The 24,263-nt window shown below is 62.5% G+C and carries 21 protein-coding genes and 1 pseudogene; 12 read left to right on the plus strand and 10 right to left on the minus strand.

All coding sequences use genetic code 11. The features are described 5' to 3' along the window. Positions 1 to 133 precede the first annotated feature (133 nt). Entirely contained in the window at positions 134 to 1,294 is a 1,161-nt protein-coding gene (locus NKJ72_RS13110; protein ID WP_352477442.1) for a helix-turn-helix transcriptional regulator, read from the minus strand. Between the two features lie 253 nt (positions 1,295 to 1,547). On the opposite strand from NKJ72_RS13110, the gene NKJ72_RS13115 reads away from it, so the two are divergent. The 3 genes from NKJ72_RS13115 (at position 1,548) to NKJ72_RS13125 (ending at position 3,042) form a co-directional block, all read left to right on the plus strand. Further along, positions 1,548 to 1,946 (plus strand): NADH:ubiquinone oxidoreductase subunit NDUFA12, encoded by a 399-nt coding sequence (locus tag NKJ72_RS13115; protein ID WP_254817092.1) that lies wholly within the window; start codon positions 1,548 to 1,550, stop codon positions 1,944 to 1,946. A 155-nt stretch (positions 1,947 to 2,101) separates the two neighbouring features. Then, positions 2,102 to 2,584: a DUF2155 domain-containing protein gene (locus NKJ72_RS13120; RefSeq protein ID WP_254817093.1), complete on the plus strand. Its 483-nt coding sequence runs from the start codon at positions 2,102 to 2,104 to the stop codon at positions 2,582 to 2,584. 89 nt (positions 2,585 to 2,673) lie between these two features. Beyond that, the gene (locus NKJ72_RS13125) at positions 2,674 to 3,042 is read left to right on the plus strand and encodes a hypothetical protein (protein ID WP_352477513.1); all 369 of its coding nucleotides are present in this window, start codon (positions 2,674 to 2,676) and stop codon (positions 3,040 to 3,042) included. Positions 3,043 to 3,126: 84 nt separating this feature from the next. Here the strand turns inward: NKJ72_RS13125 and aat are convergent, their stop codons facing one another. The 6 genes from aat to NKJ72_RS13155 all read right to left on the minus strand — a co-directional run bounded on the left by aat (position 3,127) and on the right by NKJ72_RS13155 (position 8,475). Further along, complete coding sequence (aat, locus tag NKJ72_RS13130) at positions 3,127 to 3,744, minus strand: leucyl/phenylalanyl-tRNA--protein transferase (RefSeq protein ID WP_352477444.1); 618 nt, start codon at positions 3,742 to 3,744, stop codon at positions 3,127 to 3,129. 15 nt (positions 3,745 to 3,759) lie between these two features. Then, on the minus strand, positions 3,760 to 5,103 hold the full coding sequence (gene accC / locus NKJ72_RS13135) for an acetyl-CoA carboxylase biotin carboxylase subunit (protein ID WP_352477446.1): 1,344 nt from the start codon (positions 5,101 to 5,103) through the stop codon (positions 3,760 to 3,762). A 19-nt stretch (positions 5,104 to 5,122) separates the two neighbouring features. Further along, a complete protein-coding gene (gene accB / locus NKJ72_RS13140) occupies positions 5,123 to 5,581 on the minus strand; it encodes an acetyl-CoA carboxylase biotin carboxyl carrier protein (protein WP_352477448.1) in 459 nt (152 codons plus the stop codon). 26 nt (positions 5,582 to 5,607) lie between these two features. Beyond that, positions 5,608 to 6,042, minus strand: a complete 435-nt coding sequence (aroQ, locus tag NKJ72_RS13145; RefSeq protein ID WP_031211260.1) for a type II 3-dehydroquinate dehydratase — start codon at positions 6,040 to 6,042, stop codon at positions 5,608 to 5,610. Positions 6,043 to 6,206: 164 nt separating this feature from the next. Continuing rightward, positions 6,207 to 7,010 carry a DsbA family protein gene (locus NKJ72_RS13150; protein WP_352477450.1) on the minus strand — a complete coding sequence of 268 codons (804 nt, stop codon included), beginning with the start codon at positions 7,008 to 7,010 and terminating at the stop codon, positions 6,207 to 6,209. A 70-nt stretch (positions 7,011 to 7,080) separates the two neighbouring features. Next, positions 7,081 to 8,475, minus strand: coding sequence for a M48 family metalloprotease (locus tag NKJ72_RS13155; RefSeq protein WP_352477452.1), 1,395 nt, complete (start codon positions 8,473 to 8,475; stop codon positions 7,081 to 7,083). A gap of 145 nt (positions 8,476 to 8,620) precedes the next feature. Between NKJ72_RS13155 and NKJ72_RS13160 the strand changes: the two genes are divergently transcribed. Continuing rightward, positions 8,621 to 9,769, plus strand: coding sequence for a pyridoxal phosphate-dependent aminotransferase (locus tag NKJ72_RS13160; RefSeq protein WP_352477454.1), 1,149 nt, complete (start codon positions 8,621 to 8,623; stop codon positions 9,767 to 9,769). 89 nt (positions 9,770 to 9,858) lie between these two features. Beyond that, positions 9,859 to 10,741 (plus strand): annotated as a pseudogene (locus NKJ72_RS13165) (glutaminase). Positions 10,742 to 10,836: 95 nt separating this feature from the next. Here the strand turns inward: NKJ72_RS13165 and NKJ72_RS13170 are convergent. Then, the gene (locus NKJ72_RS13170) at positions 10,837 to 13,812 is read right to left on the minus strand and encodes a ribonuclease E/G (protein WP_352477456.1); all 2,976 of its coding nucleotides are present in this window, start codon (positions 13,810 to 13,812) and stop codon (positions 10,837 to 10,839) included. 667 nt (positions 13,813 to 14,479) lie between these two features. On the opposite strand from NKJ72_RS13170, the gene NKJ72_RS13175 reads away from it, so the two are divergent. The 6 genes from NKJ72_RS13175 to NKJ72_RS13200 all read left to right on the plus strand — a co-directional run bounded on the left by NKJ72_RS13175 (position 14,480) and on the right by NKJ72_RS13200 (position 21,955). Next, complete coding sequence (locus tag NKJ72_RS13175; protein ID WP_352477458.1) at positions 14,480 to 15,742, plus strand: N-acetylmuramoyl-L-alanine amidase; 1,263 nt, start codon at positions 14,480 to 14,482, stop codon at positions 15,740 to 15,742. A gap of 214 nt (positions 15,743 to 15,956) precedes the next feature. Continuing rightward, the gene (locus tag NKJ72_RS13180) at positions 15,957 to 18,413 is read left to right on the plus strand and encodes a penicillin-binding protein 1A (RefSeq protein ID WP_352477460.1); all 2,457 of its coding nucleotides are present in this window, start codon (positions 15,957 to 15,959) and stop codon (positions 18,411 to 18,413) included. 166 nt (positions 18,414 to 18,579) lie between these two features. Further along, a protein-coding gene (gene prfB / locus NKJ72_RS13185; protein WP_352451084.1) for a peptide chain release factor 2 occupies positions 18,580 to 19,711 on the plus strand; the annotation gives its coding sequence in 2 pieces (ribosomal slippage) (positions 18,580 to 18,645 and positions 18,647 to 19,711; 1,131 coding nt in all). Positions 19,712 to 20,182: 471 nt separating this feature from the next. Beyond that, complete coding sequence (locus tag NKJ72_RS13190; RefSeq protein ID WP_352477462.1) at positions 20,183 to 20,569, plus strand: hypothetical protein; 387 nt, start codon at positions 20,183 to 20,185, stop codon at positions 20,567 to 20,569. A gap of 195 nt (positions 20,570 to 20,764) precedes the next feature. After that, positions 20,765 to 21,133: a GFA family protein gene (locus NKJ72_RS13195; RefSeq protein WP_352477463.1), complete on the plus strand. Its 369-nt coding sequence runs from the start codon at positions 20,765 to 20,767 to the stop codon at positions 21,131 to 21,133. A 174-nt stretch (positions 21,134 to 21,307) separates the two neighbouring features. After that, entirely contained in the window at positions 21,308 to 21,955 is a 648-nt protein-coding gene (locus tag NKJ72_RS13200) for a YiaD family glycine zipper/OmpA-like lipoprotein (protein ID WP_254817106.1), read from the plus strand. A 90-nt stretch (positions 21,956 to 22,045) separates the two neighbouring features. On the opposite strand, the gene NKJ72_RS13205 is transcribed toward NKJ72_RS13200, so the two are convergent. Together NKJ72_RS13205 and NKJ72_RS13210 are read right to left on the minus strand one after the other, a co-directional pair. Continuing rightward, positions 22,046 to 22,318 (minus strand): DUF2798 domain-containing protein, encoded by a 273-nt coding sequence (locus NKJ72_RS13205; protein WP_023679921.1) that lies wholly within the window; start codon positions 22,316 to 22,318, stop codon positions 22,046 to 22,048. 47 nt (positions 22,319 to 22,365) lie between these two features. Continuing rightward, on the minus strand, positions 22,366 to 23,250 hold the full coding sequence (locus tag NKJ72_RS13210) for an NmrA/HSCARG family protein (RefSeq protein WP_352477464.1): 885 nt from the start codon (positions 23,248 to 23,250) through the stop codon (positions 22,366 to 22,368). Positions 23,251 to 23,369: 119 nt separating this feature from the next. Between NKJ72_RS13210 and NKJ72_RS13215 the strand changes: the two genes are divergently transcribed. Further along, the gene (locus NKJ72_RS13215; RefSeq protein ID WP_352477465.1) at positions 23,370 to 24,263 is read left to right on the plus strand and encodes a LysR family transcriptional regulator; all 894 of its coding nucleotides are present in this window, start codon (positions 23,370 to 23,372) and stop codon (positions 24,261 to 24,263) included.

Here is a 24,263-nt window from a genome sequence, read left to right on the forward strand (position 1 = left end):
CGCACCACGATTTTGGCCGAATTGCAACGATGCCGGTTTCGTTTCCCAGATTTTGCGGACGATGGTGTCAAAGGTTTGAAAAACTTACCGACCGAGTCATTTGGACCACCGCCGGTTCGAGAATCTGCGCAAATCAACTGGAGCGCAACGGCGGTGACAATTCGCGCATCAAGAGTTCGAGCTCGCGCTGATCGCCGGTGCCGGTCTTGTCGAAGATCGTCGCCAGCTGCGACTTGACGGTGCCGTCCGAGACGCCGCCGGCCGCGGCGATTTCCTTTCGCGTCAGGCCGGCGGCAACGTGACCGGCGACTCGCCTTTCTGCCGCCGTCAGTCCGAACAGCGCCGCAATGGCGTCCAGCGCCGGGGTCGGTGTCGAACCGGCCGCGGCGATGAAGATCGCTGCGGCCGCCCGCTGCGAGATGCGCGCGGAGATTTCACGCCGCGCCAGCGGCATAACATGGGCCACCGCCGGAACGGCCGTCTTGGCCAGCGGAATGTTGATGCCGCAAGGTCCGAGTGCGAATTCGTCGCGCGTGCCGAGCTGGACGGCACGGCCGATCGCGGCGTTGGCGTTGGCATAGGTGAAGGACAGCTGTCCGCGCACGCAAGCGACCGAAATGTTTTCGGCGAGCAGCGCTTCGGCTGACGGGTTGGCGAAGATGATGGTCATGTCTTCGGCGACGATCAGCACCGGATGGTCGAGGCTTTCGATGATGGAGCGGAAGATTTCGGCCTTGCGCCGCTCGGCCTCGAACAAGTCGCCGATGGTCACTGCGCGCCGCACATGCGGCGCCAGCAGGCAGACAAGCTCGAGATCCTCGCGGGAAATCTGGCGCCTGTCCTTGTCGGTCACCACCATCAGCGTGCCGATCCGGGTCGGCCGCTTCATCAACGCCACCCAGAAGAAATCGTCCAGCCGGTTGGGTTGTACCCATTCGCGCACGATGCGGCTTTCGAGCCATCTCTGTCGTGTATCCGGGCCTTGCAGGGCGTAGATCGAATCGACCGTGAAGGGCACGTCGATCTCCATCTTGGGAACCGCCGCATAGAACGGTACTTGCGAGCCGTAGTCATGCTTCAACGGCTCAAGAACTGCGGGATCGCCGCAGGACACCGAAAACCGCGCAGAGCTGCTGATGGTGTCGATGACGGCGAGCATGGCAAGCCGGCCTTCCGCCAGATTGCAGATGGCCTCGAGTGTCGCCTGCCAGCGGTCGACGTCGGCAATCGAATCGTAGATCGCCTCAACGACCTGCGGCAATGCGCGACCGGCCGTGCGCGCCAGCGATGACATAAACCCCTCTCATTTGCCGTCCTAGGCAACGAAGCATCAACTGTTAGAATAACGCTGCGTAAGGTTGCCAACAACTTATTTCATCTGCTTCGGACGGCCGCGAAAATAGCATGAACGTATCGCTTTTCCGTCAGCCATTTGCTCGCCGGTTGCGGCAAGACCCTTGCCTTCGCAATGCCGTGACGCCATAAGCAGGAACAGGCGCCGCAGCCGCCGCGAGGACTTGCCACAAGGACTTGCCACGAGGATTTGGATGAAGACTTTCCTTCTACAGTTTTTCACCTGGTGGAACAGCCAGACATTGGGAACGCGCTTTCACACCTGGCGGCATGGCAAGAAGGTCGGGCAGGACGAGGTCGGCAACGTTTATTATGAAGGCGGCGTCGATTCGGAAGGCCGCACCCGCCGCTGGGTCATCTACCGCGACTATTCGGAAGCCTCGGCGATTCCGCCCGGCTGGCATGGCTGGATCCATCACCGTGTAGACGTTCCGCCGCCAAGCGAAGACTACAAGCCACGCGACTGGCAAAAGCCGCATGTGCCGAACCTCACCGGCAGCCCCGCAGCCTATCGGCCGAAGGGCTCGGTGCTGACCAACCGGCATCGTCCGCAGGTGACGGGCGACTACGACGCCTGGACGCCCGGTTCGTGATCGATCGCCGCGACAGGCGCGCGGTCCCCACGGGCGCGGTCCTCACGGGGCGGTCCTTTGTCGCCACAATTACTGTTTAGCTGTTTGCTGATCCGACAGCAGCAACTAGCCTTGGCGTTAAGAGAATCACCCGGGCGCAAACCACCGGACCTTGCATGAGCATGTTCAGCAGAATTTTGACGGGCGGATTAACCGCGGTCGTTCTCGCTTCTATGGTGACGCTTGCTGCTGCGCAGGAATTGGCGCCGCCCGCGCCTGACGCGTCGGTGGCGCCTGCAGCACCGGCAGTATCCGAACGCCTCACCAATCCCGTCGCTGAATTCGCCGGCATCGACAAGATCACCGGCCGTATCATCACCTTCGATGTCTATATCGACGAGACGGTGCAGTTCGGCGCTTTGCAGGTGACGCCGCGCATCTGCTATTCGCGGCCCGAAAACGAAGAGCCGAAGACGGATTCGTTCGTGGAGGTCGACGAGATCACGCTCGACCGGAAGATACGCCGTATCTTCACCGGCTGGATGTTTGCCGAAAGCCCCGGGATCAACGCCGTCGAGCATGCCGTCTATGATATCTGGCTGAAGGGCTGCAAGCAGAAGTCCGACGTGCCGGCACCCGCCGCCCCCAAAACCAACTAGAATCTGTCAGCGCGCGGTGGATACCCGCGCCTTGCGGAACCGCCGCGTTGCCCGAGCGTTGGTGCCTCTCTACGGAGGAGGTTGCCATGATGATGGCCAACAAGAACGAACTTCTCGACATCGAAAGGGGATTCTGGAGCGGCGACGCCGACTACTTCAAGGCCAATGCCGATACCGAATGCCTGGTGGCCTTCCCCCAGATGGCGCGGGTGATGAGCAATACCGATCTGGCCGAAACCGCCACGGACCCGAAGCGCTGGCGCGATCTCGACATCGACCTCAAGGGCATCATCGAGCCGGGCAGCGACATCGTCATGCTGACCTACGAGGCGCGTGCGACCCGGCAAAATGGCGAAGCCTATGCGGCGCTGGTCAGTACTGGCTATGTCCACCGCGTCAATGGCTGGAAAATGATGTTTCACGCACAGACGCCGCTGCCGACGCCAGCAAAAGGCTGAGCGGCCGATAGAGCAATTCCAGGAAGAGCGTGAACGGCTTTCCGTCCGGAATTGCGTTTCTTTGAAATGATGAACCATTCCAGGTTATGGAAAAAACGAGGCCTCGCCCTTCAGCGCCTCGGCCAGCATCTTCTCGTATTTGCCGCGCGGCACGTCGATTGCGCCGAAGCGTTTGAGATGCTCGGTGGTGAACTGGGTGTCGAGCAGTGCAAAGCCGCGCGCCTTCAGGCGTTCGACGAGGTGAACCAGGCAGGCCTTTGACGCGTCGGTCTCCCTGGCGAACATGCTCTCGCCGAAAAACACGCGGCCGAGCGATACGCCGTAGAGCCCGCCGACCAACCGGTCGTTGTGCCAGGCCTCGACCGAATGGCAATGGCCCATCCGATGCAGCTCGATATAGGCTTCGCGGATCGGCGCGTTGATCCAGGTCGACCGACGTTCCTCGCGCCTTTCGGCGCAGGCCTCGATCGTCGCCTCGAAGTCGAAATCGATGCGGAACTCGAACAGGTTCTTGCGGATCGTCTTTCTCAGGCTTTTCGGTATGTGGAACCCGTCGAGCGGAATGATGCCGCGCGTCTCCGGCCGCACCCAGAATACTTCGGGGTCATTGGCGCTTTCGGCCATCGGGAAGACGCCGGAGGCATAGGCTTTGAGCAAAAGGTCGGTCGGGATGCGATAACCGGGTGCGTAGGGACGGGTCATCGCTTCGCCCCTGTATCACTCGCCTTCGGCCAGGTATTTTTCCAGCCAGTGGATATCGTAGTCGCCATTGGCGATGTCGGCGTTGCCAACGAGGTCGCGAAACAGCGGCAGCGTCGTTTTGATACCGTCGACGACGAATTCGTCGAGCGCGCGCCGCAGCCGCATCATGCACTCGACGCGGTTGCGGCCGTGCACGATCAGCTTGCCGATCAGGCTGTCGTAGTAGGGTGGGATCTTGTAGCCCGAATAGACGCCGGAATCGACGCGGATACCGAGGCCGCCCGGCGTGTGAAAGTGGGTGATGGTGCCTGGCGAGGGGGTGAAGGTGCGCGGATCCTCGGCGTTGATGCGGCATTCGATGGCATGGCCGTGGAAGCGGATATCCTCCTGGCGCACCGAAAGCCCGCCGCCCGAGGCGACGCGGATCTGCTCGTGGACGAGATCGATGCCGGTGATCGCCTCGGTCACCGGATGTTCGACCTGCAGGCGCGTGTTCATCTCGATGAAATAGAACTCGCCGTCCTCATAGAGGAATTCGATGGTGCCGGCGCCGGAATAGCCGAGATCGGCGATCGCCCTGGCGCAGACTCCGCCAATATGCGCGCGCTCCTCGGCATTGAGCGCCGGCGAGGGCGCTTCTTCCCAGACCTTCTGGTGGCGGCGCTGCAGCGAGCAGTCGCGCTCGCCGAAATGCACGCCGCGCCCGGCGCCATCGCCGAACACCTGCACTTCGATATGGCGCGGCTTCTGCAGATATTTCTCGATGTAGACGGCGTCGTCGCCGAAGGCCGCACCCGCCTCCGAGCGTGCCGTCTGCAGCGCCACCTCGAGGTCGGCCTCGCTATGCGCCACTTTCATGCCGCGCCCGCCGCCGCCGGCCGACGCCTTGATGATCACGGGGTAGCCGATCGCGGCGGCAATGCGCTTGGCTTCCTTGTCCTCGGTGACCGCGCCGTCGGAGCCGGGCACCACGGGGATGCCGAGGCGCTTTGCCGTGCGCTTGGCCTCGATCTTGTCTCCCATAATGCGGATATGGTCGCCGGTCGGGCCGATGAAGGTGATGTTGTGCGCGGCGAGGATGTCGGCGAACTTGGCGTTCTCCGACAGAAAACCGTAGCCGGGATGCACTGCGTCGGCGCCGGTGATCTCGCAGGCGGCGACGATCTGGTGGATGTTGAGATAGCTGTCGCGCGACGGCGGCGGGCCGATGCAGACGCTCTCGTCGGCGAGACGCACATGCATGGCGTCGGCGTCGGCGGTCGAATGCACCACCACCGTCTGGATGCCGAGCTCCTTGCAGGCGCGCAGCACCCTGAGGGCGATTTCGCCGCGATTGGCGATGAGGATTTTCTGGAACATCTTTCGCCTGTTCCCGGCTCTACTCGATCACGACGAGCGGCATGCCATATTCGACCGGCTGCGCGTCTTCGAACAGGATCGCCGTCACCGTGCCGGCGCGCGGCGAGGGGATCTGGTTCATCGTCTTCATCGCCTCGATGATCAGCAGCGTCTGGCCTTCCTTGACCTTCTGTCCGACCTCGATGAATGCCTTGGCGTCGGGCGACGGCGCCAGATAGGCTGTGCCGACCATCGGCGAGGCGACGGCGTTCTTCGACACGTCGGGCGCCGCCGGCACGGCGGCTGCCGCGGGCTGCGCGGCTGCCGGCGCGTGGGCCGGCTGCGCTGCGGCGACGGCATGGACGGCCGGCGCCTGCCGCGAGACGCGCACCTTCAGATCGCCCAGCTCGACCTCGATCTCGGTCAGGTTGGTGTCGTTCAGTATGCCCGCCAGATCGCGGATCAGCTGCTGGTCAACACCGTTCTTCTTTATCGACATTTTCGAGCCTTCTGTTTGTTGGCCGGTCATAGGCGTGCAGCCAGCGCCTGCAGCGCCAGCGTGTAGCCGAGCGGCCCGAACCCGCAGATCATGCCGACGGCGACCGGCGCGACCATGGAGACGTGGCGGAATGGTTCCCGCGCGTGGATGTTGGAAAGATGCACCTCAGCCACCGGCAGCGGCGCGACGGCGCGGATGGCATCGTGAATGGCGATCGAGGTATGGCCGTAGGCGCCCGGATTGATGACGATTGCGGCGGCCTTGTCGGCGGCCTCCTGGATCCAGTCGACGAGGTCGCCCTCATGGTTCGACTGGCGGAAATCGATCTCCAGCCCAAGTGCGGCACCTGCCTGCTTGCAGTCGTCGGCGATCGCGGCAAGCGTCTTGCCGCCATAGATACCCGGCTCGCGCTTGCCGAGCGCGTTGAGATTGGGGCCGTTCAGGACGAAAACCGTTTTCAAAAAATGCCGACCTTTCCCGGCGCGGCTAAGCCGGCGCGCCGGACCCTCTATAATGGGCATAGACGCTGGCGAAAAGAGCGCAAGTGCGTTCTTTCGCCGTCCACAACAGCCGGAAAACGGCCCGCGCCGGAAACCCGCAGCCCCAATCGAAACCCGAACGCTAATCAGAGCGCCGCCTTCGCCGCCTCGATCTTTTCGGCCAGTACTTCCTGGCCAAGCGCGCCGAACACAACCTCATTGCCGACCACGTAGGACGGCGTTCCGGTGATGGCGAGCTTGGTGGCGAGATCATAGGTCTTGGAGAAGGCCTCGGTGATGCTCGGGTCCTTCATCTTTTCGCGCAGCGCCGTCTCGTCGGCGCCGAGCGACAGCGCCACCTTGATTGCCGCCGCCTCGGTGGCGCGTCCTTGGCCGCCGAGCAGCGCGTTGTGGAATTCGCCGTATTTCTCCGGCTTCAGCAAGTGGAAGGCCATCGAGACGACGCTCGCCTTCTGCGAATCCGGGCCGAGGATCGGGAATTCCTTGAGCACGAAGCGCAGGTCCGGATCGGCCTTGGTCAGCGCGCGCATGTCTTCGATGGCGCGTTTGCAGTAGCCGCAATTATAATCATAGAATTCGACGATGGTGACCTTGCCGTTGGGATTGCCGACAACACCGTCAAAGGAGGAATTGAAGATCTGGTCCTTGGCGTCTTTGATGACGCCGAGACTGGCGACGCGCTGTTCTTCCTTCTGCTTGGCCTCAAGTGCCTGCTGTGCCTCCAGAAGCACTTCCGGGTTCTTCAGGAGATAGTCGCGGACGATGCCTTCGACTTCGGTGCGGTCGAGCTTGGTACCCGAGGACGCCGTCTGGGCAAGCTGCGCCGTGCCGGCCTTCGCGGTCTGCGGATTGCCGGCGACGAAGCCGAACGCCAGCATGGCGAGAGCCGCTGCCACTCCGGTAGTGCCCAGCAGAATTGCCTTGGTCATAATCCTCGATCCTCTTGCCCGTGTTCCGGTCCGCTCGCTTTGGCTGTGTCGCAGCCTGCGTCCGAAAGGTTCACTTCTTCTTACCTGATGGTGCGTAGTTTATAATGTCCTGCGCGCGAAGCCAGCCCGGCTCGCCCCGCTTCATGCTCTGCTGCGCCCGCATGGCGAAGATCTTCGCATTCTTGTAGTCGCCGGAATAGAAATGCCCTTCGGCGGTTGCAAGCTCGGCGGCCGGGATGTTGCCGAGTTCCCCGTAAGCCTGTGCCAGATAGCGGTATCCGTCGGCGTTTTCGCGATCCCGTCCGAGGCCGGTGTTGATCTGCGCAACTGCCTTCTTCAGCGAATCCGCCGTGCCGATGGCCATCAGCGCCTGGCCGTAAGACACCGGCAGCAGCCCGGACCGCGCCGGATCGAGGCTGACCGCCTTGGCATAGGCGTCAGCAGCCTCCTTCGGCCGGTTCGCCTTCATCAGGATGTCGCCGCGCAATTCCTGGAAATACGGGTTTTTCGGCTGTTCCTTGATCAACGCGTTGGTCTTGGTGAGCGCCGAAGCCAGATTGCCGAAAAGGTACGTCATCTGTGCGTCGCCATAGCGCGAGGCGAGGCTGCCGGGGTTCTTGCGCATCAATCGTGACGCCGCCGCCTGACCTTGCATGTAGGCGGCGATCTTGATGCGCATCATATCGTGGCGCTGCTGTAGTGCCGGCGGGTCGACCTTGTCGACGTAAGGGCTCTGCTTCACCAGCACTTCGAGATTGGCGATACGCTCCTGCGGCATCGGATGGCTGATGCGATAGGGATCGACTTGCGCGCCTGAGAGCGACAATGCGTTCTGGAAACGGCCGAACGTCTTCAGCATGCCCATGCCGGACTGGCCGGTTGCATTCAGATAAGCGATTGCCGAACGGTCGGCGGTCATCTCTTCGGTGCGCTGATAGGCGAGGATACTGCGTTGCGCCATCTCGCCGCCGCCGGCCATCACGCCCATGCCGGCCCCAGCGAGGCCGCGGCTGTTGCTGGTGGCGCCGGCAACCATGGCGCCGGCGCCAAGCAGCGTCGCCAGTATCGCCATCGTCTTGGCACGCTCGAGCTGCTCGCGCAGTTTCTGCTGATGCCCGCCGGCGATATGGCCGGCCTCGTGGGCGATGACGCCGATGATCTCGTTGGGCGTTTCGGCCGTCATCAGCGCGCCGGTGTTGATGAACATGCGGCGGCCGGCAACAAAGGCGTTGAAGCTCTGGTCGTTGACCAGCACGATGTTGATGGCGTCGCCCGACAAGCCGGCCGCCTTGAAGATCGGCCGCGCGTAGTCGCGTACCAGCGCCTCGATCTCGGCATCGCGCACAACCGGCACATTCTGCGCAAATGCATCGACCGAGCCGGCCATGGCGACCACCGCGGCAAGCGCAACCGTCGCGAAAGCGCGCGCTGTCCTGGCGATCGTCGATTTGGGTCGGCTCAACATGGCAGGTCCACTGGTAGACGAGTGGGCGAAGGATGAAAAGTCGGCAGCCTAAACTTACCGAACTTGTGATCCCCACACCAATCGGGCATTTGTGCGGCGCGGCCAGCATGGCCGGCACGCGCGGACAAGTGTGGTGGATTGAAAAATGGTTGTTTCGCTTTCGCGCCGCAGCGCGGTCGAACCGTTCCACGCCATGGACATCCTGGCCGAGGCGAATCGGCTGAAAGCCAAGGGCCTGCCAGTCGTATCCATGGCCGTCGGCCAGCCTTCCGATCTGGCGCCGGCCGGGGTTCGCGAAGCGGCGGCCAATGCCTTGAAGGCAGGCCGCATCGGCTATACCGACGCGCTGGGCCTCGCCGGTCTGCGCAAGGCGATCGCGGCGCATTATGGCGAGCATTACGGGCTTGACGTTTCGCCCGAGCGGATAGCCGTCACCACCGGATCGTCGGCTGCCTTCAATCTCGCCTTCCTGGCAATGTTCGATCCAGGCGACCGCGTCGCCATCGCCGCCCCCGGCTATCCTGCCTATCGCAACATCATGGCCGCCCTCGGCATCGACATCGCCGAGATCGAGCTCGACGGCGCCGCCTATCTCCATGCCGAGCACCTGCAAGCCGCGCATCGCGAAAAACCTCTGAAGGGCGTGCTGTTCGCCAGCCCGGCCAACCCGACCGGCGCGGTCATTCCCGCCGGCGATCTCGAGACGCTGGTCAAGACGGCGCAAGAGCTCGGCATCGCCGTAATCTCGGACGAAATCTATCACCGGCTGGCCTATGCGGCGCCCGACACGACCGCGCTTTCTTTCGGCGCGGATGTGACGGTGATCAATTCGTTCTCGAAATATTATTGCATGACCGGCTGGCGCATCGGCTGGATGGTGCAGCCGCAGGAACTGGTGCGGCCGGTCGAGCGCATCGCCCAGAGCCTCTATATCTCGCCGCCCGAGCTGTCCCAGATTGCCGCGATCGAGGCGTTCAAGGCGACGCCAGAGCTGGAAGCGGTGAAGGCGCGCTATGCCTGGAACCGCGAGTTCCTGATGCAACGCCTGCCGGAGCTCGGCTTTGCTTTGGCCGCGCCCATGGATGGCGCGTTCTACGCCTTCTGCGACGTCACCAGGCACACCAATGACAGCATGGCGTTTGCGCGCCGGATGCTGGCCGAGGCGCATGTGGCAGCGACGCCCGGCCGCGATTTCGATCCGCTGCAGGGCCATCGCACGATGCGCTTTTCCTACGCCGGTAGCCACGACGACATGGTCGAGGCGATGGCGCGCATCGAACGCTGGCTGAAGTAGCGGGGGCGACGATGCCGGAGCTTGAACAGGCGTCTCAACTTGAACAGGCGCCCCAGCTTGAACAGGCCTTGCGCGAGGTCGCCACCGAAATGGCGGAGCGTACCGATCGCGGCGACGTCGCCAGCTATATTCCCCAGCTCGGCAAGATCGATCCGAAAAAATTCGGCATCGCCGCGGTGACCGATGACGGCCGCGTGCTGACCGCGGGCGACGCCGACGAGGCGTTTTCAATCCAGAGCATCTCAAAGGTGTTCACGCTGACGCTGGCGCTCGGCAATGTCGGCGACGCGCTGTGGCAGCGGGTTGGGCGCGAACCTTCGGGCAATCCGTTCAACTCGATCGTCCAGCTCGAGCACGAGAACGGCATTCCGCGCAATCCATTCATCAATGCCGGCGCCATCGTGGTCTCAGACATCCTGCTTGCCGGCCATCAGCCGCGCGAGGCGATCGGCGAGATCCTGCGCTTCATCCAGTTCCTGGCAGATGACGACACGATCATCGTCGACCGCGAGGTCGCGGCGTCCGAACGCGCCACGTCGCAATTTCGCGCTCGCCAATTACATGAAATCGTTCGGCAATCTCCACCATGCGCCGGAACTGGCGCTGGGCGTTTACTTTCACCATTGCGCTATCGCCATGAGCTGCCGGCAACTGGCCCTGGCCGGCCGCTTCCTCGCCAATGGCGGCAAGAACCCGGCGACCGGGCATTCCGTCGTCTCGGCCGAGCGCGCGCGTCGCATCGGCGCGATGATGCTGACCTGCGGCCACTATGACGGCTCCGGCGACTTCGCTTTCCGCGTCGGCATTCCTGGCAAGAGCGGCGTTGGCGGCGGCATATTGGGAATCGTGCCGGGCGTCGCCTCGCTTGCCGTCTGGTCGCCTGGCCTCAATGCCAACGGCAATTCCAGGCTGGGCTCGATCGCGCTGGAAAAACTGGCGAAGATAATGAACTGGTCGATCTTCGCACCATAGTGTCGTCGCCTGCAATTGGGGCAAAAAATCCCGCGCAGCCGATCGGCGACGCGGGACTTTTCTAATCAAAAAGTCTGGCTAATGCACGGAAAGGCTTAGAAAAAGCCCTTCCGCTGCCACCAGCCGGCACGCTTTGGCTTGTCCTCGGTCTTTGCTTCCTCGGTCTTTGCCTCGTCGGCGACGATCGAAGAGACGACCGGCACGACCGGAGCATCCACCGGTACGGGCTTGCGGCGCGACGGCCGGACCTTCGGCGTTTCCTCGGCAGCCGCCACTTCGGTCTCCGGCGACACCGGCGCGGGGGTCTCGCCGGAAGCCACGGCCTCGGCAGCCGATGTCTCGGCGCCCGCAATCTCGGCAACTGCTTCCGCCGCAACCTTCTTCGGCTTGGCGGCGCGGCGCGGCTTCTTCGGCTTTTCGGCGCTCGGCATGTCGTCGTTCGCCGGAGCAAGCACCGCAAGCTCTTCGGCCGGCGGGGCACCTTCCTGCTCGCCGGTCACGGGCTCTGCTTCCGACACGGCACCTTCCGTCATGGCGGCTGGCTCGCCGGCGCCGGCTTCGACGCTGTCCTCGCCGTCTTCACGGCGATTGCGCTTGCCGCCGCGCTTGCCGCGCCGGCGCTTCTTGCCGTGACCGTCGTCCGCCGCTTCCGCCGTTTCGGCAACACCGGCCGGCGCTTCACGTTCCGCTTCGGCGGCTTGGACGCCGTCGGCTACCAAGGCATCGTCGGTCGGCGCCGAAACGGAAGCACCTTCCACAGCAGCGCCATGTTCGCGGTCCCGGTGGTCACGATCCCCGTGTTCACGATCCCCGTGTTCACGATCCTTGCCGCCGCGCCGTCTGCGGCGCTTGCGGCGCTTGCGATCGCGACCTTCGCCGTCCTCGCCGGACCTTGGCTGCTGCGGCTGCTGGGCAGGGCGTGGCTGCTCGGCCTGCACCGGTGCCTCGTCTTCCTCCTCGATGACGATCTCGTCCTCGGGTTCTTCCGGCTCGACATAGGCCGGGAAGGTGCGCGCCTCGACGAAGCCTTCCGGCTTTTCGGCCAGCGCACCGCGGAAGATGGCATAGTGTTGTGCACCGACCGTATCATCGGCTTCGATGGTGATGGTCACACCGAAGCGGTGCTCGAATTCCACCAGCGTGCCGCGCTTGTGATTGAGCACATAGAGCGCGGTCGCTGCCGGCGTCCGCACGGTGATGTGGCTGCGCGAATCCTTGAGCAGGAATTCCTCGATTGCCCGTACCACCATCAGCGCGACCGACGAATCGGAGCGCACATGGCCGGTGCCGCCGCAATGCGGGCAAGGCTTCATCGTCGATTCCAACACGCTGGCACGGATGCGCTGGCGCGACATCTCCATCAGGCCGAAATGCGAGATGCGGCCGACCTGGATGCGGGCACGATCGTTCTTGAGGTGATCCTTCAGCCGCTTCTCGACGGAGCGATTGTTGCGGTTCTCCTCCATGTCGATGAAGTCGATGACGATGAGGCCGGCGAGATCGCGCAGCCTCAATTGCCGGGCGACTTCCTCGGCAGCTTCCAGATTGGTGTGAAGTGCGGTGTCCTCGATCGAGTGCTCCTTGGTGGAACGGCCCGAATTGACGTCGATGGCGACCAGCGCTTCCGTCTGGTTGATGATGATGTAGCCGCCGCTCTTCAGCGTCACCTGCGGCTGCAGCATGCGGTCGAGCTGCGCTTCGATGCCGTTGCGCACAAAGATCGGCGTCGTGTCGCGGAACGGCTGAACCACCTTGGCGTGGCTCGGCATCAGCATGCGCATGAAGTCCTTGGCCTCGCGGTAGCCTTCTTCGCCGGAAACCAGGATCTCGTCGATATCCTTGTTGTAAAGGTCGCGCACCGAGCGCTTGATCAGGCTGCCTTCCTCGTAAACCAGGGCAGGGGCCGTGGATTGCAGCGTCAGATTGCGGACGTTTTCCCAAAGCCGCATCAAGTATTCGTAGTCGCGCTTGATCTCTGCCTTGGTGCGGCTTTCGCCGGCCGTCCGCAGGATGACACCCATGCCCTGCGGCACTTCGAGATCGGCGACCACTTCCTTCAGCCGCTTGCGGTCCTGCGCATTGGTGATCTTGCGCGAAATGCCGCCGCCGCGCGCCGTGTTCGGCATCAGCACCGAATAGCGGCCGGCCAGCGACAGATAGGTGGTCAGCGCCGCGCCCTTGTTGCCGCGCTCTTCCTTGACGACCTGCACCAGCAGGATCTGCCGGCGCTTGATCACTTCCTGGATCTTGTACTGGCGGCGCACCGGCTTGCGGCGGTTGCGCACTTCTTCCAGCGCGTCTTCGGCGCCGACCGATTCAACCTCGTGATCGTCCGAATGCGAGGATTGCACCTCTTCCAGCATGCCGCGATCATTGTCCTCGGAGGTTGCCTCGCCGCTTGTCTCGGCCCCGCCCGTCTCGGCTTCGCTTGTCTCGACTTGCGGGATGGCTTCCGAGATTACGTCGGCATCGACGCTGGCAGCGATGGAACTGGAACCGCCTTCGGACGGCTCGGTCTCGCCGCGATCGGCGACTTCATCGCTCTGTCCGGCGGCACCCTCACTCTGTCCAGCAACGTCGGACATGGTTTCGCCATTGTCGGGAGCGGCATCCAGCTTTTCTGCGACGGCACCTTCGCCGTTCTCGCCGTCGGACGCGCCTGCCTCGTGCCTGTGCTCGCCGCGGTCACGGCTCTTGCCGCCGCGCCGGCGTCCGCGCTTGCCACGGTCGCGGCTCTGGCGGTCCTCGCCTTCGGCGGCTTCCTCGTCCTCTTCGTCCTGGGCTTCCTGTGCTTCCGCACGCAGCAGCGCCTGACGGTCGGCGACCGGAATCTGGTAGTAGTCGGGATGTATTTCACTGAAGGCGAGGAAACCGTGACGGTTGCCGCCATATTCGACAAAGGCTGCCTGGAGGGAAGGTTCGACGCGCGTTACGCGGGCGAGATAGATATTTCCTTTGAGCTGCTTCTTGTCCTGGGATTCAAAGTCGAATTCTTCAATTCGGTTACCGCGAACGACGACAACGCGTGTTTCCTCCGGGTGGGAGGCGTCTATCAGCATTTTGTTGGGCATTATTTCGTTTCCTCCCGGCAGCCGTCGGCCGCAGCTTGCGGGGCAATGCCCGCTGCCGTGGACCTGGAACATGAGTGCCGGACAATTGAACGTCCGCCGGCCGCTGCCTGAGCGCCATGGCGGTGCCGCCCGCAGCCGTAGTGGCGCGGTTTGTTGCGGACCTTTCCATGATTGCGCTTGAAGCCATCGTCACCAGCAGAACCTTTTGAACCAAAGCCCGGGAAAAACCGGACCAGCTTGTTTGCTCATACAGAGCCGGCACGGGACAATCCCGGCCGTTTTGCTCACGCAGGCGATTCCCCCGCCACGGGAGCACGCCTGCGAAAATCGTCGCGATCACCGATGCCTTCTTCGCCTGAAGCGAAAGGAGCCGTCTTGCGTCTGACCTGTAGCAGGAAGCTGCGGAGGAGGACGGTTCCAGGATTGCAGTGATCCACCATCGCTTTTATGATTTGGCGGGTTGGAAGGCAACCCCGATTCCCGATGCCGGCAAAAAGCCGTTCCGCTGCGGAAGCACAGGTCCCAAGCCTTCCATGAAAAGGCTTGGTTAACCTTCTCTGGATACCAATCGTTAATCGAGTTCGCGGCCTGCCGGCCCTTTGACAAGCAACAGGGCCCTTCGACAAGCGGTCGGACATGACGCCAAACGGGAGCGACTGGTAGAAAGATGGGACTGGCAGGCTTCGCAGACAAGGGCCGTCATCATGGAGGCTGGTTCTTCCGCACGGTCTGGCTGCCGTCGCTGATCCTGGCTTGGCTGGTCTTTTCGCCGCTTTCGCGTGCTGCCGACGCACCGCTTGGTGCCACGAGCTACAAGATGGCCGGCGATGCTACCAAGATGCGCATCGTCATCAATTTCGACCGCGAGCCCGACATCAAATGGTTCCTGCTGCGCGGCCCCGATCGCCTGGTCATCGATCTGCCGGCCACGAGATTCGCTCTCAATGCCAAGGATGTAAAGCCGCGCGGGCTTGTCCGCGCAGTGCGTTACGGCGAGCTCGGCGAGGGGAAATCGCGGCTGATTCTCACCGGCAAGGGACCGTTCGCCGTTGACAATCTCGACGTGCTCAAGAACGGTGACGGCAACGGCTACCGCATCGCCATCGACATGTCGGCGGCGTCGCAGCGAGAATTCGACGCTGCGCTCGCCAATCAGGCGCTGACGACCGGCTCGACGGTCTCCGCCGACAAGGCCGGCAGGGTCGGTACCGGGCCGGTCTCCAATCCGGGCCATCGTTTCACCGTCGTCGTCGATCCCGGCCATGGCGGCATCGACGGCGGTGCCGAGGGCCTGAACGGTACGGTCGAAAAGAACGTGACGCTCGCCTTTGCCATGGAACTGCGCGACAAGCTAGCCGCCAGCGGCAAATACGACGTGTTCCTGACGCGCGAAACGGACGAGTTCCTGCGGCTCGACGACCGCGTGCGCATTGCCCGCCAGCATGAGGCCGACCTGCTCATCTCGATCCATGCGGACACGATCAGCCTCAAGGGCATTCGCGGTGCAACCGTCTACACCGTGTCCGACAAGGCTTCCGATCCCGAGGCGCAGGCGCTTGCCGACCGTGAAAATCTTTCCGACCAGTTCGCCGGCATGGAGATCAAGGACGACAGCAAGGAAGTGACCGATATCCTGATCGACCTGATCCGCCGCGAGACGCATAATTTTTCGATGAGCTTCGCCCATACTCTCGTCGGCCAGCTTTCCACCAGCGTCGGTCTGATCAACAACCCGCAGCGTTCTGCCGGCTTCAAGGTGCTGAAGGCGCCGGACGTTCCATCCGTGCTGGTCGAACTCGGCTATCTGTCGAACGCCAAGGACGAAGCGCAGTTGCTCAGCGCCGATTGGCGCAACAAGGCGACCCAGAGCATAACCAATGCCGTTGCCCTGTTTGCTTCGGCCAGAAGCGGAACGGGGGCCGGAGGCTGAAATGCCTACCGGCGCCACAACCTGAAGCAGCGTTGCACGGCGACAACACCCCTGTGCTTTTATTTCCGGCATTCGAAACCGAAATCCCGCGCTGCCGTATTTTGCCCACATGGTCGCGACATGGATTTTGCGATTACGGTTTGGGATCGTCCCGAAAGCTTGCGTGAAGGGCGGCTTCGTTTAGGAAATTCCCGAACCAAGGACTGGAGCGGGTATGATTCGTCTCATTGGCTATTTCTTCGGCATCGGCACGACGCTGGCCCTTTTGGTCGCGGCGGGCGTGGCGATTTATATCGGCCATTTGTCGAAGGACCTGCCCGATTACGAGGTGCTGGCCAAATACGAGCCGCCGGTGACGACCCGCATCCACGCGTCGGATGGCGCGCTGATGGCCGAATATGCGCGTGAGCGGCGGCTTTATCTGCCGATTCAGGCGATCCCGGATCGTGTCAAGGCGGCCTTCCTGTCGGCCGAGGACAAGAATTTTTACAATCACCCCGGCATCGACGTGACCGGCCTTGGCCGCGCCATTGTCGTCAACCTGCAGAATGTTGGCTCGGGAAAGCGCCAGGTCGGCGCCTCGACGATTACCCAGCAGGTGGCGAAAAACTTCCTGTTGTCTTCAGATCAGACCTACGAGCGTAAGATCAAGGAGATGATCCTCGCCTTCCGCATCGAGCAGGCCTATTCGAAGGATCGCATTCTCGAGCTCTATCTCAACGAAATTTTCTTCGGCTTCGGCGCCTATGGCGTCGCCGGTGCTGCACTCACCTATTTCGACAAATCGGTGAACGAGCTCACCGTGGCCGAAGCCGCCTATCTCGCCTCCCTGCCAAAGGGGCCGAACAACTACCATCCCTTCAAGCATGCCGATCGGGCCTTGGAGCGCCGCAACTGGGTCATCGACCAGATGGTCGAGAACGGCTACGTCACGCATGAAGAAGGCGAGAAGGCCAAGGCCGAGCCGCTCGGCGTCACGCCGCGCCGCACCGGCAACTATCTCTTCGCCGGGGAGTATTTCACCGAGGAAGTGCGTCGCCAGATCATCGCGCGCTATGGCGAGAATGCGCTCTACGAAGGCGGCCTTTCCGTCCGCACGACGCTCGATCCGAAGATGCAGCTGATTGCCCGCAAGGCCATGCAGAACGGTCTCATGAAGTTCGACACGTTGCGCGGCTACCGCGGGCCGGTCACGAGCATTGACATTTCCGGCGACTGGGGCGTGCCGCTGGGCAACGTCAAGCGATTGGAGGACGTGCCGGAATGGTCGCTCGCCGTCGTGCTCGACAGCTCTGCCACCGGCCTGTCCATCGGCCTGCAGCCGACGCGCCAGATCTCCGGTGATATCGTGAAGGACCGCGTCGAAGGCACCGTCAGCAAGGAAGACATGAGCTTCGCCATGCGCCACGTCGTCGGTGGCAGGACCGTCAAGGCGAAGTCGCCGGCCGACGTGCTGAAGCCGGGCGACGTGATTTTCGTGCAGAAGAACGAGGGCTCGGACAACAGCTACAGCTTGCGCCAGGTTCCCGAAGTGGAAGGCGGCCTGATCGCCATGGATCCGCATACCGGACGCGTCCTGGCCATGGTCGGCGGTTTCTCCTACGCGCAGTCGGAGTTCAACCGGGCGACGCAGGCCATGCGCCAGCCCGGATCGTCGTTCAAGCCGATCGTCTATTCGGCCGCCCTCGACAATGGCTATACGCCCGCCTCCGTGATCATGGACGGGCCGATCACCATCCAGAGCGGCAACACGACCTGGACGCCCAAGAATTACGACGGAACGGTTGCCGGCCCGGCGACCTTGCGCTCCGGTATCGAGAAATCGCGCAATCTGATGACGGTGCGGCTTGCCAACGACATGGGCATGAAGCTGGTCGTGGAGTATGCCGAGCGTTTCGGCGTCTACGACCATCTGGCGCCGTATCTGCCGATGGCGCTGGGATCAGGCGAGACTACGGTGATGCGCATGGTGTCGGCCTATTCGATCATGGCCAATGGCGGCAAGTCGATCAAGCCGTCGCTGATCGACCGCATCCAGGACCGCTACGGCAAGACCGTCTTTAGGCAGGACGAACGCGGCTGCTCGAACTGCAACGCCGCCGAGTGGCAGAACCAGCCAGAGCCCGAGCTGGTCGACAATTCCGAGCAGGTGCTCGATCCGATGACCGCCTACCAGATCACATCGATGATGGAGGGCGTCGTGCAACGCGGCACCGGCGCCACCATCAACGAGCTCGGCCGTCACATCGCCGGCAAGACCGGAACGACCAATGACGAAAAGGATGCCTGGTTCATCGGCTATACGCCGAACCTCGTTGTCGGCCTTTATATGGGCTACGATCAGCCGAAAGGCCTTGGCAAGGGCGCGACCGGCGGCGGCCTTGCCGCGCCGATCTTCAAGGATTTCATGCGCGTGGCGCTGGACGGCACGCCCAATGTCGACTTCAAGGTTCCGGAAGGCATGAAGCTGATTGCGATCAATCGCAAGACCGGCATGCGAGCCAACGCGGGCGACGCCGGAACCATCATCGAAGCCTTCAAGCCGGGTACCGGTCCCGCCGACAGCTATTGGGTGATCGGCATGGGTGCGGACGGCTCCAACGCCACCGGCGGGGCGCTGTCGCCGCAGGCCAACCAGGCCATCCAGTCGGGCGGCGGCGGGCTCTACTGATAATCGCTGCATCGGGTCGGACCGGCTTGACGATGATGGTCGAGCCGGTCCATTCCGCTTTACGGAGGCCGGTACATAAAGGGGCCGGCGCTTTACAGGAGACCGTGCCGTCCCTATGTATCGCGCCACCAAACCGCCATCCAGCAACAGGACATAACAGCCAGCCATGCGCGCGGAAACGCAAAACATTGTCGACGAGATCAGGCAGGCAATCACCCTGCTGAGGAGGCATCTTTGACTGGGACCAAGCCATAAAGCGGCTTGAGTACCTGAACGTCCGTGCCGAGGATTCGAGCCTCTGGAACGAGCCGCTGGAAGCGCAAAAGCTGATGCGCGAGCGTCAGGGCCTCGAGGAAGGCATTGCCGCGGTCAAAGGCCTCACCCAGGCCCTGGAAGACAATATCGGCCTCATCGAGCTTGGCGAGGAAGAGGGCGACGAGGGCGTCATCGCGGAGGCCGAAGCGGCGATCCGCTCGATGCGCGGCGAGGCCAAGGCGCGCCAGATCGAAACGCTGCTGTCGGGCGAGGCTGACGCCAACGATAGCTATCTGGAAGTCCATGCCGGCGCCGGCGGCACCGAAAGCCAGGACTGGGCCTCGATGCTTCTGCGCATGTATACGCGCTGGGCCGAGCGGCGCCGCTTCAAGGTCGAGGTGCTTGAAGTGCATGACGGCGAAGAAGCCGGTATCAAGTCCGCCACGCTGCTGATCAAGGGCCACAACGCCTATGGCTGGCTGAAGACGGAATCGGGCGTGCATCGTCTCGTGCGGATTTCGCCCTATGACAGCAATGCGCGCCGCCACACCTCCTTCGCCAGCGTCTGGGTCTATCCCGTCATCGACGATACGATCGACATCGACGTTTCCGAATCCGACGTCCGCATCGACACGTATCGGTCGTCGGGATCGGGCGGCCAGCACGTCAACACCACCGATTCGGCGGTGCGCATAACCCATCTCGCCACCGGCATCGCGGTTGCCTGCCAGGCCGAGCGCTCCCAGCACAAGAACAAGGCCAAGGCCTGGGAAATGCTGCGCTCGCGGCTTTACGAGGAAGAGCTGAAGAAGCGCGAAGCGGTGGCGAACGCCACCGAAGCGTCGAAGAGCGATATTGGCTGGGGCCACCAGATACGGTCCTACGTGCTGCAGCCCTATCAGCTGGTGAAAGATCTGCGCACCGGCGTCGAGAGCACCAGCCCGTCGAGCGTGCTCGACGGCGACCTCGACGATTTCATGGAAGCCTCGCTGTCGCAGCGGATCGAAGGTGGCGCCGGCGAAACGGTGGCCGATATCGACTGAGGCGCCGGGCACCAATCCGGCAGGAACGTGGGTTCATCACGCGAGCGTTACGGCCACCGCGCGAGAGTGACGAGCTCTCAATTCGCACTTACCTGTCGTTCTACAACTTTGTTTTTCATCGGATTCTTCAAGATCGATTTCCGCTTTTGACGCGGATGTCGCGGGCCGCCGGTGCCAAGCCTGGAACCAGCGCGAGCCAAATCCCGTTATTGGCGATCCCGTTGCCGGGCTTGACCAGGTTTCGTCAATCAGGGCGGCAGGTTGGTTCCGACTGCAGAGGTCGGCGTTCGGTTGCGACAGCAATTGCTTGCGCCAACCAAGGAATCAGCCCAGCATTCATGCGCTGGGGAGGAAAAAAGCATTTATGGCCGGACGCGGCGTATCTGCGACCTGACGATCCGGCCACTGGGAAGACACGTTCCGGGAACGGGCAAGCGAGATGCTTGACAACCGTTGATAGGAACTGCGCTCATGCTTGCTCTCACAACCAGACCGGCCCCAGTCGCCCGCACGGCGCGCCGACTCCTGAATTCACTTGTCGCGGCAGTGGTTTTGATTGCTGCCGCCATTCCATTTGCGGCGCCTGCTCTGGCGCATGATGCCAAACCGACCGCGGCCATGCCGCAAGGCTGGAGCTATCCGTTCTCCTGCTGCTCGGGCTATGATTGCCGCGAGGTCTCTCAGACATCGATCAGCGAACGTCCGGAGGGCTATGTCATCAAAGGAACCGGGGAGGTCGTGGCCTATAGCGACAAGCGGATCAAGAATTCGCCCGACGGCGAATATCATTGGTGCTCCGTTGCCGGTGCCAATGACGGAAAGACCATCTGCCTGTTCGTGCCGCCATCGTCCTATTAGCGCATGACGCCCAAAGCTTGCCGACGGGCTGACCCGAAGGTGCGCCGGCTTTGGCTCGATGAGCCTTCGATCGGCACTCCAGCACTTTTAACCTGCCTATCGCAGGCTCACAGGCCTGCTGACTGGCAGTTGTCAGGAGCGCTTCTTTATGCTGCCTTTGCCGTACGGGGCGGCGGCATTGTGAGGGACCAATTCATGACCATCAAGGCAAGCTGCCACTGCAAGGCGACGACGTTCGAGGTTTCGCAAGCGCCGCAGACGGTGACGCGATGCACCTGTTCCTTCTGTTCGAAACGCGGTTCGTTGTGGGCCTATTACACCCCATCGCAATTCAGACTCACCAGCTCGCCGGAGAATGTCTCGTTCTACCTGTGGGGATCGAAAACCATAAAACACGGTTTTTGCGCCACCTGCGGCTGTGGCACCTTCACCGAGACGCCGGACTGGTCGACAGGCGAGCCGAATTTCGACAATCCGAAGATCAGCGTGAACTCGCGGCTGTTCGACGATTTCGATCTCGACACGGTCGAAGTGGTGGTCATCGACGGCAAGAATCTCTGGTAGCCGATCGAATTGCGGTGGTCGCGCGAGCCGCTGCAGGCGTGTGGAATTGAGCCGGGGAAAGCCGCGGCAACGGCTTTTGCTGGTCCGCTTTTCGCCGCATTTCATGTTACAAGTCGCTGGAAGGGCTGATGCGGTGCGCCGTTGCGCGGCCGTGGAATGGAGAGGGACCACCGTATGAAAAAGATTGTGCTCGCCGTCGTGGCGACGGCTGTGCTCGTGAGCGCATGCACCACCGATCCCTACACCGGGGAACAGAAGGTTTCCAACACCGCTGCCGGCGCCGGTCTCGGTGCTTTGGCGGGTGCCGGGCTCGGCATGCTTGCCGGCGGTAACGACCGCCGCAACGCGCTGATCGGCGCGGGCATCGGCGCGCTTGCCGGCGGTGCCATCGGTGCCACCATGGACCAGAACGAGGCCGAACTGCGCCGACAGCTTCAGGGCACCGGCGTCAGCGTCACCCGCACCGGCGACCAGATCATCCTCAATATGCCGTCCGACATTACCTTCAACGTCGACCAGGACGCGGTGAAGGCCGGTTTCTATCCGGTGCTGAATTCAGTGGCCCTTGTGCTGAAAAAGTTCCGCCAGACCACGGTCGACGTGTTCGGCCACACCGACTCGACCGGCAGCGACGAGCACAATTTCGACCTTTCGCAGCGCCGTGCTTTGGCGGTCGCCAACTATCTGTCCGGACAGGGCGTCGATTCCCGCCGCTTCGCCGTCACCGGCTTCGGCAAGACGCGTCCGATCGCCTCCAACGCGACCGCTGCCGGCCGGGCTCAGAACCGCCGCGTCGAGATACAGCTGTCGCCGCTTACCTGAGGCAAGCGCACGAACCGGCAGCGGCCCCGCAAGGGGCCGCTCTAATGGCTATGCCGGCCCTCTGGCCGCCGGCACCCTTCGTTCGTGATGTCAGGACCGGGCCGGCTGATCGACAATCGCGGCAACGATCCGGCGCACGATCGGAAGCACAATCAGCAGACTGGGAAACGCGACAAGCCATGAAGCGCCCCATGCATAGCTCCAGGCTGCTATAAACCCGTTCGTCCAGCCTGCGCCGATTGCCGTCGAAACCGCCGAGACAATCGAGGACATCAGAATCGAAAGAACCAGCGGCATCACCACCGCGCCGTAGGAGGGCGGCAGCTTTCTCAACTTGAAGGCTCGGTCCGGTGATGCTTGCATCGAAATCTCCTAATCAGAAATATGCATAGGCGTTATTGTGAGGACGATCAGGCGGCATATGCCGTCTGCAGCGCCAATTCCCGAATGAAGCTTCGCAGCGAACGCGGCTCGCGGCCAAGCACGGCACGCAACGTCAGGCTGTTCCCGCCGAGGCCGTATTTGGCGTAGTGGCTGTGTACCTTGGCCAGCATCTGCAATTGCCGGTCGGTATAGGGAAGGCGGGCCTTCGCCGCCCAGTCCTTAAATGTCGGCTCGCCCGCCGAAACCGGCCGGCCAAGCGCTTCGCTCATCATGGCGACGACCTCTTCGCGGCTGTGCATACCGTCGGCGCACAGCTCGAGGGTCGCATAGGACAAACGTGCTTCGGTCAATGCGATTGCCGCCACTTCAGCCACATCGCGATAGTCGACGCGGGCGAGCTTCGCCGTCCTTGGAAACGGCTCGGCGAAAACGCCGTGCTCGACGACGGACGGCCAGGCCCCCGCAATATTTTGCATGAAATTGGCCGGGTGCAGAATGGTGTATTCCATGTTCGTCGAATAGAGGGCAGCTTCGACGGGTACCTTGCTTGCATGGTTTTCCAGCCTCGTATTGGTCGGCCGGATCACCGACGAAAAGACGAACTTTCGAACGCCTGCTCGCGCCGCCGCCTCAACCATGGCAACCCCCATGGCGGCTTCGTCGGGAGCAAAGGCCGGTCCGATGTGAAAGACACCGTCGACACCTTTCACGGCCTGCTCAAGGCTCTGATGGTTGCGCAGATCTCCGATCGCGATCTCGGATGCGCCGGCTTTCCGGGCTTTTTCGGCACTCGCGGCGTCACGAACAAGCGCCCGAATCCTGGCATTGCGGCCGACGAGTTCAGGCACTACCAAACCGGCAACGCGGCCTGCGGCGCCTACGACCAGGATGGTTGGACTGGACGTTCGCATGACGATCTCCTTCCCTCGAGTCTGCCTTTCGGCCTGTGCAGGGAAGATAAAATCTAGCGAACTGCGTTACAATCAATCGAATTTGCGATAGTTTCTCCCGATTTTCGGGAGAATGAGCGATGAGCCGGATAGATGATTTCGAAGCCTTCATTGCCATTGTCGAGCATGGCAGCCTGACGGCTGCCGCGCGCCGGCTGAACCGCTCGCTGCAGTCGGTCAGCCGGTCCCTGGCGACATTGGAGGAATCAATCGGGGTCGAGCTTCTGCACAGGACGACACGCCGCTCGAGGCCGAGCGAAGCCGGAGCGGCCTTTTTCCAGCGCATCAAACCCGCCGTCGAGGAAATTAACGAAGCCAGGCTTCAGGCGGCCAATCGACGGTCGGAGCCATCGGGCATCCTGCGTGTGAGTGCCCCTGTTTTGTTCGGCCCGGACTTCCTCGTGCCGGTTATCGCCGACTACATGCGGACATATCCCCGGGTCGAGGTTGACCTCAAGCTTTCCGATGAATTTGTCGATCTTGATGCCGAGGGTCTCGATCTGGCGGTAAGAATCGGCAATTTGCCGGATTCCAATTTACGTGCGAAGCGCCTGGGCGCGCTGCGACGCGTGGTGTTCGGCGCACCTGCCTACTTCCAGCAACACGGCCGACCGGCCCATCCGCTCGAATTGCGTGAGCATGAATGCATCGTACGAACCGTCGACGGCCGCCCAGGCGAATGGGTGTTTCAGATTGAAGGCAAGCCCCGGCCGGTGAAGGTCGCGGGCACCTTCCGGTCGAATTTGATGATATCGATCTATGCAGCCGCGGTTCACGGATTGGGATTGGGCTACTCGCCGCTTTGGCAGGTAAAACACTTGGTGGACGACGGCTGCCTGGAGCTGGCTCTGACCGACTTCGAGCCAGTGCCGGTGCCGATACACGCCGTGTGGCCGGAAGGCAGATCATCCTCGGCCAAAGTCCGCGCTTTTCTGGACCTGTTGGCATCCCGCCTGGAACTCAAGAACCTTTAG

Source organism: Mesorhizobium sp. M0045, from assembly GCF_040323385.1.
Lineage (GTDB): Bacteria > Pseudomonadota > Alphaproteobacteria > Rhizobiales > Rhizobiaceae > Mesorhizobium.

Excerpts from the sequence above, each read along its gene's own strand:
- NKJ72_RS13160 (WP_352477454.1), top strand. The coding sequence starts at position 8,621 with ATGGTTGTTTCGCTTTCGCGCCGCAGCGCGGTCGAACCGTTCCACGCC.
- NKJ72_RS13205 (WP_023679921.1), bottom strand. The coding sequence starts at position 22,318 with ATGCAAGCATCACCGGACCGAGCCTTCAAGTTGAGAAAGCTGCCGCCC.
- NKJ72_RS13215 (WP_352477465.1), top strand. The coding sequence starts at position 23,370 with ATGAGCCGGATAGATGATTTCGAAGCCTTCATTGCCATTGTCGAGCAT.
- NKJ72_RS13200 (WP_254817106.1), top strand. The coding sequence starts at position 21,308 with ATGAAAAAGATTGTGCTCGCCGTCGTGGCGACGGCTGTGCTCGTGAGC.
- accC (WP_352477446.1), bottom strand. The coding sequence starts at position 5,103 with ATGTTCCAGAAAATCCTCATCGCCAATCGCGGCGAAATCGCCCTCAGG.
- NKJ72_RS13170 (WP_352477456.1), bottom strand. The coding sequence starts at position 13,812 with ATGCCCAACAAAATGCTGATAGACGCCTCCCACCCGGAGGAAACACGC.
- NKJ72_RS13180 (WP_352477460.1), top strand. The coding sequence starts at position 15,957 with ATGATTCGTCTCATTGGCTATTTCTTCGGCATCGGCACGACGCTGGCC.
- NKJ72_RS13125 (WP_352477513.1), top strand. The coding sequence starts at position 2,674 with ATGATGGCCAACAAGAACGAACTTCTCGACATCGAAAGGGGATTCTGG.
- aat (WP_352477444.1), bottom strand. The coding sequence starts at position 3,744 with ATGACCCGTCCCTACGCACCCGGTTATCGCATCCCGACCGACCTTTTG.
- NKJ72_RS13195 (WP_352477463.1), top strand. The coding sequence starts at position 20,765 with ATGACCATCAAGGCAAGCTGCCACTGCAAGGCGACGACGTTCGAGGTT.
- NKJ72_RS13120 (WP_254817093.1), top strand. The coding sequence starts at position 2,102 with ATGAGCATGTTCAGCAGAATTTTGACGGGCGGATTAACCGCGGTCGTT.
- NKJ72_RS13115 (WP_254817092.1), top strand. The coding sequence starts at position 1,548 with ATGAAGACTTTCCTTCTACAGTTTTTCACCTGGTGGAACAGCCAGACA.
- NKJ72_RS13175 (WP_352477458.1), top strand. The coding sequence starts at position 14,480 with ATGGGACTGGCAGGCTTCGCAGACAAGGGCCGTCATCATGGAGGCTGG.
- accB (WP_352477448.1), bottom strand. The coding sequence starts at position 5,581 with ATGTCGATAAAGAAGAACGGTGTTGACCAGCAGCTGATCCGCGATCTG.
- NKJ72_RS13150 (WP_352477450.1), bottom strand. The coding sequence starts at position 7,010 with ATGACCAAGGCAATTCTGCTGGGCACTACCGGAGTGGCAGCGGCTCTC.
- NKJ72_RS13190 (WP_352477462.1), top strand. The coding sequence starts at position 20,183 with ATGCTTGCTCTCACAACCAGACCGGCCCCAGTCGCCCGCACGGCGCGC.
- NKJ72_RS13155 (WP_352477452.1), bottom strand. The coding sequence starts at position 8,475 with ATGTTGAGCCGACCCAAATCGACGATCGCCAGGACAGCGCGCGCTTTC.
- NKJ72_RS13110 (WP_352477442.1), bottom strand. The coding sequence starts at position 1,294 with ATGTCATCGCTGGCGCGCACGGCCGGTCGCGCATTGCCGCAGGTCGTT.
- NKJ72_RS13210 (WP_352477464.1), bottom strand. The coding sequence starts at position 23,250 with ATGCGAACGTCCAGTCCAACCATCCTGGTCGTAGGCGCCGCAGGCCGC.